The sequence below is a fragment of the Streptomyces sp. NPDC037290 genome, from assembly GCF_055603245.1.
Genome location: NZ_JBVJVZ010000005.1, coordinates 344,780 through 352,523 on the forward strand (window position 1 = coordinate 344,780; position 7,744 = coordinate 352,523).

At 71.6% G+C, this 7,744-nt stretch carries 9 protein-coding genes; 5 read left to right on the plus strand and 4 right to left on the minus strand.

Annotated features, from left to right (window positions below; translation table 11 throughout):
- The first annotated feature begins 43 nt into the window (after positions 1–43).
- The 3 genes from ACZ7HQ_RS20235 (at position 44) to ACZ7HQ_RS20245 (ending at position 2,294) form a co-directional block, all read left to right on the plus strand.
- On the plus strand, positions 44–799 hold the full coding sequence (locus ACZ7HQ_RS20235; protein ID WP_470991363.1) for a GOLPH3/VPS74 family protein: 756 nt from the start codon (positions 44–46) through the stop codon (positions 797–799).
- Positions 800–1,052: 253 nt separating this feature from the next.
- Entirely contained in the window at positions 1,053–1,910 is an 858-nt protein-coding gene (locus tag ACZ7HQ_RS20240) for a helix-turn-helix domain-containing protein (protein ID WP_470991365.1), read from the plus strand.
- A 189-nt stretch (positions 1,911–2,099) separates the two neighbouring features.
- Positions 2,100–2,294: a DUF397 domain-containing protein gene (locus ACZ7HQ_RS20245; RefSeq protein ID WP_470991367.1), complete on the plus strand. Its 195-nt coding sequence runs from the start codon at positions 2,100–2,102 to the stop codon at positions 2,292–2,294.
- A gap of 149 nt (positions 2,295–2,443) precedes the next feature.
- Here ACZ7HQ_RS20245 and ACZ7HQ_RS20250 read toward each other — a convergent pair whose 3' ends face one another.
- The 3 genes from ACZ7HQ_RS20250 to ACZ7HQ_RS20260 form a co-directional block, all read right to left on the minus strand.
- A complete protein-coding gene (locus tag ACZ7HQ_RS20250; protein ID WP_470991369.1) occupies positions 2,444–3,310 on the minus strand; it encodes a MerR family transcriptional regulator in 867 nt (288 codons plus the stop codon).
- 68 nt (positions 3,311–3,378) lie between these two features.
- On the minus strand, positions 3,379–3,867 hold the full coding sequence (locus tag ACZ7HQ_RS20255; protein WP_470991370.1) for a glutathione peroxidase: 489 nt from the start codon (positions 3,865–3,867) through the stop codon (positions 3,379–3,381).
- Positions 3,868–3,876: 9 nt separating this feature from the next.
- Positions 3,877–4,902: a winged helix-turn-helix domain-containing protein gene (locus ACZ7HQ_RS20260; RefSeq protein ID WP_470991372.1), complete on the minus strand. Its 1,026-nt coding sequence runs from the start codon at positions 4,900–4,902 to the stop codon at positions 3,877–3,879.
- A gap of 87 nt (positions 4,903–4,989) precedes the next feature.
- Here ACZ7HQ_RS20260 and ACZ7HQ_RS20265 point away from each other — a divergent pair, with 87 nt between their 5' ends.
- Entirely contained in the window at positions 4,990–6,180 is a 1,191-nt protein-coding gene (locus ACZ7HQ_RS20265; RefSeq protein WP_470991374.1) for an MFS transporter, read from the plus strand.
- On the opposite strand, the gene ACZ7HQ_RS20270 is transcribed toward ACZ7HQ_RS20265, so the two are convergent.
- Complete coding sequence (locus ACZ7HQ_RS20270) at positions 6,125–6,952, minus strand: slipin family protein (protein WP_470991377.1); 828 nt, start codon at positions 6,950–6,952, stop codon at positions 6,125–6,127. The genes ACZ7HQ_RS20265 and ACZ7HQ_RS20270 overlap by 56 nt on opposite strands.
- Positions 6,953–7,169: 217 nt before the next feature.
- Here ACZ7HQ_RS20270 and ACZ7HQ_RS20275 point away from each other — a divergent pair, with 217 nt between their 5' ends.
- Positions 7,170–7,634, plus strand: coding sequence for a nuclear transport factor 2 family protein (locus tag ACZ7HQ_RS20275; protein WP_470991380.1), 465 nt, complete (start codon positions 7,170–7,172; stop codon positions 7,632–7,634).
- Positions 7,635–7,744 lie beyond the last annotated feature (110 nt).

Sequence of the window (7,744 nt, forward strand, 5' to 3'; positions counted from 1 at the left end):
TGAGAGGGGTCACCCTGTCATTCATCCACGCGGGGAGGCATGGATGGGCAGGAGCCGCAGAACACTTCCGGAGGAGCTTCTGCTGCTGGCACTGGACCCGGCCACGGGTACCACTGCGCAGCCGCAGTCGCTCGACCTCGGTCTGGCCGGTGCACAGCTAGTGGAGCTGGCGCTGGCCGGACGGATAGCCCCAGACGGGGATCGTATCGCCGTGGTGGTGCCACGGCCGACTGGAGATCCGACTTTGGACTGCGCGTTGGAGTTGCTGCGACGGCGTGGCGCTCCCGTGCGGGCTGTTCACTGGATCGGCGGACCTCGCCTGGGGCTCCGTCAGACCTACCTCTCGCATCTGGAGCGCTGCGGCATGGTGCACGCCGTGGCCGGTCAGATGTGCGGGGTGCTGCCGACGACTCGCTATCAGGCGACGGACAACGAGATCAGCCGGGAGATCCGAGCCCGGCTGGACTCCGCGATCCGCACCGGCGTACCGCCGGACCCGCGGACCGCGGCGCTCGCCGCCCTGGCGCACGCCGTCGGACTCGGCAAGCACCTGTATCCGGGGAACGAGGGCAGGTCCTCGCGGTCCCGGTTGCGGGATCTGATCCGGCATGACCCCATGGGCGGTCTTGTCGCGCATGCCGTGATGGACGTGCAGAACGGTGCGGCCGCGCAGCCGCGCCGTGGACCGGCCGCCACCGGTCGGCAGGGTGCGGCCGGTGCCAGGCCCGCGGCGGAACCCGCGCGCGGGGTTCCGATGCAGCCGCACCGCGGATCCATGGCCCGCGCCGTGGCCCACTGAGCCGTAACCCGGTCCCCACAAGCCGGTTCGGGAGCCGCTGGTCAGAGCGGGGCGGCGAGATCCTTCCTCGGGTCTCGCCGTCCCGCTCGACTGCGTCCGGGTACCCCATCGGGTGGCGAGCCGTGGCGAACTGACGCGTACGCGCCGCATATCCACCATTTCCCAGCGGTAGAAAGCACCTTGGTGGCAGTCTGCTCAACAGCAGATACAGAAAGTGCTAAACAACAGGCAGGCAGCCGGAGGTGCACGTCCCGTGGCGTCCAATGTCAATCCCACCGTCAGGCGGCGCCGGCTGGGCCAGGAGCTGCGCAGGCTCCGCGAGCTCAAGGGCATGACGGCCGAGGAAGTGGCCGAGCGACTGCTCGTGTCCCAGTCGAAGATCAGTCGGCTGGAGAACGGGCGCAGAAGTATCAGTCAGCGCGATGTGCGTGATCTGTGCGGGGTCTACGAGGTCGAGGACCAGCGGATCGTCGACTCGTTGATGGAGATGGCCCGGGACTCGCGGCAGCAGGGGTGGTGGCACACCTTCGGGGACATCCCGTACAGCGTCTACATCGGTCTGGAGACCGACGCCGAGTCGCTGCGGGTGTACGAACCGCAGCTGGTCACCGGTCTGCTGCAGACCCGTGCCTATGCGGAGGCCCTGGTGCAGGGCGCGCTGCCGGAGACGTCGACCGCCGAGATCGAGAAGCGCGTGCAGGTCCGCATGCGCCGACAGGAACGTATCACCGCCGAGGGCAACCCGCTCCGGCTGTGGGTGGTGCTCGACGAGGCCGCGCTGCGCCGGGTCGTCGGCAGCAAGCTGGTGATGCGCGAGCAGCTGGAGCATCTGATCGAGATGTCCCAGCTGCCGCACGTCACCGTGCAGGTGCTGCCGTTCGAGGTGGGGGCGCATCCGGGGCTCAACGGGCAGTACGCGATCCTGGAGTTCACCGACGCGGCCGACTCCAGTGTGGTGTACCTGGAGGGTGTCACCAGCGACTTGTACCTGGAGAAGGCCCAGGACGTGCAGAAGTACGCCGTGATGTACGAGCATCTGCGGGCACAGTCCCTCAATGTGGAGCAATCCCGGCAGTACATTGCGAAGGTGGCCAAGCAGTACGCCGAATGAGGGTGTGTCACAGAGGGCGCCGGATCGTACACCGTCGGTCCGCTCCAGTGGAAGGCCCCTCTGGAATATGCCATCCGGTTGAGTGAACGACTACTCCAGCAGGGGCGGTTGCCCGGTAGCGTCGATCACGCCAATCAGACGACAAGGTTGGCGTGAACCGCACTACCGCAACTCGCAACAGGAGTGGACATGGCACTGATTCAGGGCGCTTCGGAGACGTGGATGAAGTCCTCCTATTCCGCGGGCAACGGCGCCTGCGTCGAGGTCAAGTCGCCCACCAACGCCGCCGAGCTCGCCGTCCGTGACTCCAAGGTCCTCGAAGGCCCGGTCCTGGCCTTCCCCGCCGGCGCGTGGAACGCCTTCGTGGCCTCGGTCAAGGCCTAGGGGGCCCTCCCTGACCTTCGTCCGTAGAGACTCCCCGACGAAGACAACTTCACAAGCACCACCAGAAGAGCCCTCTCGACCAGTCGCCGTCCTTGCCGAGAGGGCACTTTCTGTTCGGGGACACGGTCACCCGTCGGCGGCGCCGGCCGTCACCGCACCGGGAACGCCACGTCGCACACCGCGTCCTGCGGGCCCGCCGCGTTCCAGTCCGCGAAGTAGATCTCGCGGCAGGGGCCGGCCGTCTCCAGGCCCTCGCCCGCCGTCCACTGCTCCACCGCCTCGAAGGCGGCCTGGATCTGGGGGTGCGCCACCTGGGCCTTGGTGATCCGGGTGTAGGCCAGCCGGGCCGCCGGCTCCACCCGTACCACCGTCTTCCAGGCCCGCCCCTGGCCGGCGGCCCACGCCCGGGCCGCCGCCTCGTCCGCCACCGGTACGCACGCCTCGGCCGGGCCGTCGCTCTCCATCGACACCTCGGAGTGGTAGACCACGAACGGCGCGCCCGCCATGCCCCCGCACTCCCGTGCCGCCGCCTCCAGCCGGCCCAGCGACGCGCCGATCCACGTCGGCAGCTCGTCGGCCAGGGTGTGCCGTGACTCGGTGATCACCACCTGCGCCGGCACGTCCACGGTCTCGATCACGAACTTCCCGTACATCTCGGAGCTCCTCCCCGACAGTCGTCCACGGAGGTACTCGGCGAGCGTCCGCTGCCCCGCCACCCGGGTCTCCACGTCCGCCCAGTAGGCGGCGAGCCGGCCGGCGGCCTCGGTGCCCTCGGCGCCGAGCACCCAGGCGATCCGGGCGAGCGGCATGTCCAGCTGCCGCAGCAGGGCCACCAGACGGGCGCGCTCGACCTGGCCGGCCCGGTAGTAGCGGTAGCCGGTGGCCTCGTCGACGTGCGCGGGGGCCAGCAGGCCGAGGCGGTCGTACAGGCGCAGCGCCTTGGCCGAGAGCCGGGACCGCGCGGCGAACGCGCCGATGGTGAGCAGGTCGTCGTCCACGGTCTCATCCTCCGTCACCGGGCGGATCCGTCCCGCCCGGCGAGGAGGACGCTCGTCCCTGCCCCAGGGGCAAGGTCAAGCCGGACTCAGGCGAGCTGGGCCTCGATGGCCGTCACGACCTCGTCCGACTCCGGCTCGGTCTGCGGCGAGAAGCGGGCGACGACCGTGCCGTCGCGGCCGATCAGGAACTTCTCGAAGTTCCAGCGGATGTCACCGCTGTGGCCCTCCGCGTCCGCGAAGCCGACGAGGCGCTCGTACAGCGGGTGCCGGGCCTCGCCGTTCACCTCGACCTTCTCGGTGAGCGGGAAGGTCACGCCGTACGTCGCCGAGCAGAACTCGGCGATCTCCTCGGCGGTGCCGGGCTCCTGTCCGAGGAACTGGTTGCAGGGCACGCCGAGCACGGTGAAGCCGCGTGCGGCGTAGCGTTCCTGCAGCTTCTCCAGGCCCGTGTACTGGGGGGTGAGGCCGCACTTGGAGGCGACGTTGACGATGAGGACCGCCTTGCCGGCGTACTGGGCCAGGTCTGCGGGGCCGCCGGTGAGGGCGTCGATGTCGGTGTTCAGAACGTTCGTCATGGGGGGAGCCTAGACGCCCCGGGGGGTGCCGGGACCGGCCGCCGGGTGGCTGCGGCCTCGCCCTGGCCCCCGCCCCGGTGCCTCCACCAGGACGTCACCGGCCGCCGTCCTCGCGTACAGCACCGAGCGCCCCGCCCTGCGCCGCTCCACCAGCCCCGCTTCCCGCAGCACCTTCAGATGGCGGCCCACCGAGCCCAGCCCCTGCCCGGTCACCGCGGTCAGCTGGGTGGTGCTCATGGGGGAGGCGAGGAGGACCAGGACCTCGGCGCGGGCCGCTCCGAGCAGGGCGTCCAGACCGGTCGGCACGGTCCGGTCGCCGACGTCGGCCAGGGCGCCCGCGCACGGGTAGACGGCCGCGTAGCGCACCCCGTCCTCCCAGGCCACCCAGCCCGACCGCTGGACCGTCACCGGGACGAAGACCAGTTCGGCGCCGGAGATCTCCCGGGGCGGGTACTCGTGCAGGTTGATCTGGAGGCGGTTCTCGCCGAGCCACCTGGTGGACCCGGGGCGCAGCGCGTCGAGCACGCTCACCCAGCCGCCCCGGCTCACCTGCGCGGTCCGCGCGACCACGTCCGCCTCCAGCACCCGTCGGCGCCGTTCCCAGGACGGCCGTACGGTCTGCTCCCACACCCACTCCAGGAGTACGGCCGCCCGCTCGGGCAGGTCGTCGCGGTCCAGTTCGGCGGGGAGCGGGCCGGCGAGGGACGTGCGCAGATGACCGCGGGCCGCGTCCGGCGGGGCCGCGCGCACGCGGGCCACCTCGTCCGGGAACCGCTCGCCGTCCCGGGGCGTCGGCGTCAGGAAGTCGGCGATCCAGTTCCGGCCGAGGCCCGCCCGTACCAGCCGCGCCGTCACCGGGTCGGCCCGCAGGCGCGCCCGGTAGGCGGGCAGATGGGCGCGCAGCCACTGCTGCTCACCGGGGTGCGCGGCGCCCTGCGCGTGCAGCAGCTTGAGGCAGGCGAAGGTCTCGGCGAGCGGTGAGACGACGAACCGGCTGTGGGCGAGCGTGTCCGCGTTGAGCTGCCACCAGCCCACCTCGGCACCCCCCTTACGGCAGTGAGACCTTTCGCTCCGGTGCGAAACAATAACGAGCCGTGTGCGGGCCGCCCGAGACTCCCGGACATGACCGGCTACCGATCCCTGTTCCGCACCCCGGAGTTCACCCCGCTCTTTCTCGGCGCCGCCGCGCAGACCGCCGCGGGCACCGTCGGCGGCCTCGCCCTCGGCACGCTCGTGTACCGGACGACCGGATCGCCGCTGCTGTCGGCGGTGAGCATGTTCGGCCCGTCCCTGGCGCAGGTGCTGGGCGCGACGGTGCTGCTCTCCGGTGCCGACCGGCTGCCTCCCCGCAGGGCCCTCACCGGCATCTCGCTCGCCTTCGCCGCCGCCACGGCCGGCCAGGCGCTGCCCGGGCTGCCGACCGGGGCGCTGTTCGCCGTCGTGCTCGCCGTCGGGGTGATCGGCTCGCTCGGCGGCGGGGTCCGCTGGGGGCTGCTGAACGAGGTGCTCAGCAAGGACGGCTATCTGGCGGGGCGCTCGCTGTTCAACATGATGAGCGGGCTCATGCAGATCGCCGGGTTCGCCACCGGGGGTGCCCTGCTCGCCGTGGTCTCCCCGCGCGTGTGCCTGCTGCTGGCGGCGGTGCTGTACGTCACCGCGGCGGTGGTGCTGCGGCTCGGGCTGACCGCCCGGCCGCCCCGGGCCGCGGGACGCCCCTCCGTCTCGGCGACCTGGCGCACCAACGCCCTGCTGTGGTCGTCCCGTCCGCGCCGCCTCACCTATCTGGGCCTGTGGCTGCCCAACGGGCTGGTCGTCGGCTGCGAGTCGCTGTACGTGTCGTACGCCCCGCACGCCGCCGGCACACTGTTCGCCTGCGGTGCGCTCGGCATGTTCGCCGGGGACGTGACCGTCGGCCGGCTGCTGGCCCCCGCCGTACGGCGCCGGCTGGCGACCCCGCTCCTGCTGCTGCTCGCCGTGCCGTACCTGGTGTTCTCGGCGCGTCCGCCGCTGCCCGTGGCGGTGGTGTGCGTGGCCCTCGCCTCCGCCGGGTTCGGTGCGAGCCTGGTGCAGCAGGAACGGCTGATGGAGCTGACGCCGGGCGAACTGGCCGGTCAGGCACTGGGGTTGCACTCGGCGGGGATGCTGACCCTGCAGGGGGTGAGCGCGGCGCTCGCCGGGGCGGTCGCGCAGGTCACCTCGCCCGCCCTGGGGATGACGGTGATGGCGGCGGGCTCGGTGTGCGTGACGCTGGCGTTGGCTACGGCTGGTCGTCGCTCTCCCGCGCCGGAGCCGGAGCCTGCCGGGGCACGTTGAGGTCGGCGTCGATCTTCTGCACCGCTCGGTCGAAGTAGCGCAGCAGCTCGACCGGGAAGGGCATGACGAGCGTCGAGTTCTTCTCGGCGGCCACCTCCACGACGGTCTGCAGGAGGCGCAGCTGCATCGCCTCGGGCGTGTCGGACATGATCCGGGACGCGTTGGCGAGCTGCTGCGCGGCCTGGAACTCGCCGTCGGCGGTGATGACCCTGGCCCGCCGCTCCCGCTCGGCCTCGGCCTGGCGGGACATGGACCGCTTGAGCGACTCCGGCAGCTGGACGTCCTTGATCTCGACGCGGTCGATGTGGACGCCCCACCCGGCGGCCGGGCTGTCGATCATCAGGGCCAGGCCCTCGTGCAGCCGCTCCCGGTCGGAGAGCAGGTCGTCGAGGTCGCTCTTGCCGATGATGGAGCGCAGCGAGGACTGGGCGACCTGGCCGACCGCGAAGACGTAGTCCTGGACCTCGATGGCCGCGCGCACCGGGTCGGTCACCCGGAAGTAGACGACGGCGTCGACCTTCACGGACACGTTGTCCCGGGTGATGCCCTCCTGGGTGGGCACCGGCATGGTCACGACCTGCACGTTCACCTTGCGCATCCGGTCGGCGAAGGGGATGAGGAAGGTGACGCCGGGCTGCCGGTGCGCCGGCAGCGCCTTGCCCCAGCGGAACACCACCCCGCGCTCCACCTGGTTGACGACCCGCATCCCGCTCTTCAGCACGAACAGCAGGAGCAGTACTACGACGACCACTGCGACGACGGTGCCTTCCATGGCACTCCCATCTCCGACGCGTTCTTCCGTCCGGTACAGGACAACCGGGAGGACACCGTGGCGGGGGCGGACGGATGCGGCCGGGGCGTCAGGGAAACGTAAAGAAAGCCGGGCACCCGGCTGACCGGGCCTCCAGTGGGCCTGGAGCGGGACCGGGCAGCGTGGGGGTAGTCGGGCCGCCGGAGTCGGGTGGCCGTTGTCACTGAGGGGAGACGCCGTGTCCCAGGCGGTCAGGAATACGTATGCGCAGGTCTCCGGGGAGGTCTACGCCGAGGTCCGGACGTTCTACGCACGGCAGATGCGCCGCGTCGACGCGCTGGACATCGAGGGGTTCGCCGCCACGTTCACCGAGGACGGCGAGGTCGTGCACGCGGGCGGGCACGTGCAGCGCGGGCGCGAGGAGATGCTCGCGGGGATGCGGGCCGCGCTGCCGCGCTACCGCGACATCGCGGTACGGCACTGGTTCGACCACGTGCTGATCGAGCCGGACCCGGTCGACGAGGACACCCTGCGCGTGTCGTACTACTCGCTCGTCACCCAGACCGACCGCGAGGGCAACGTCGCCTTCGAGCCGACCTTCACCGTCGAGGACGAGCTGGTGCGCCGCGACGGCGCGCTCTACACCAGGCGCCGGGTGATCCACCGCGACGCCCCGGTGGAGCCGCCCGTGCACGCCGGCTGAGGCCTCGGGCTCCCACGGCGAACGGGGAGGGGGGGGGGGGGGGGGGGGGGGGGGGGGGGGGGGGGTGTGTTGGGTGGTTGGGGGGTGGGGAGGGGAGGGGGGGGTGGCGA

Excerpts from the sequence above, each read along its gene's own strand:
- ACZ7HQ_RS20235 (WP_470991363.1), top strand. The coding sequence starts at position 44 with ATGGGCAGGAGCCGCAGAACACTTCCGGAGGAGCTTCTGCTGCTGGCA.
- ACZ7HQ_RS20255 (WP_470991370.1), bottom strand. The coding sequence starts at position 3,867 with ATGACGAACGTTCTGAACACCGACATCGACGCCCTCACCGGCGGCCCC.
- ACZ7HQ_RS20270 (WP_470991377.1), bottom strand. The coding sequence starts at position 6,952 with ATGGAAGGCACCGTCGTCGCAGTGGTCGTCGTAGTACTGCTCCTGCTG.
- ACZ7HQ_RS20265 (WP_470991374.1), top strand. The coding sequence starts at position 4,990 with ATGACCGGCTACCGATCCCTGTTCCGCACCCCGGAGTTCACCCCGCTC.
- ACZ7HQ_RS20245 (WP_470991367.1), top strand. The coding sequence starts at position 2,100 with ATGGCACTGATTCAGGGCGCTTCGGAGACGTGGATGAAGTCCTCCTAT.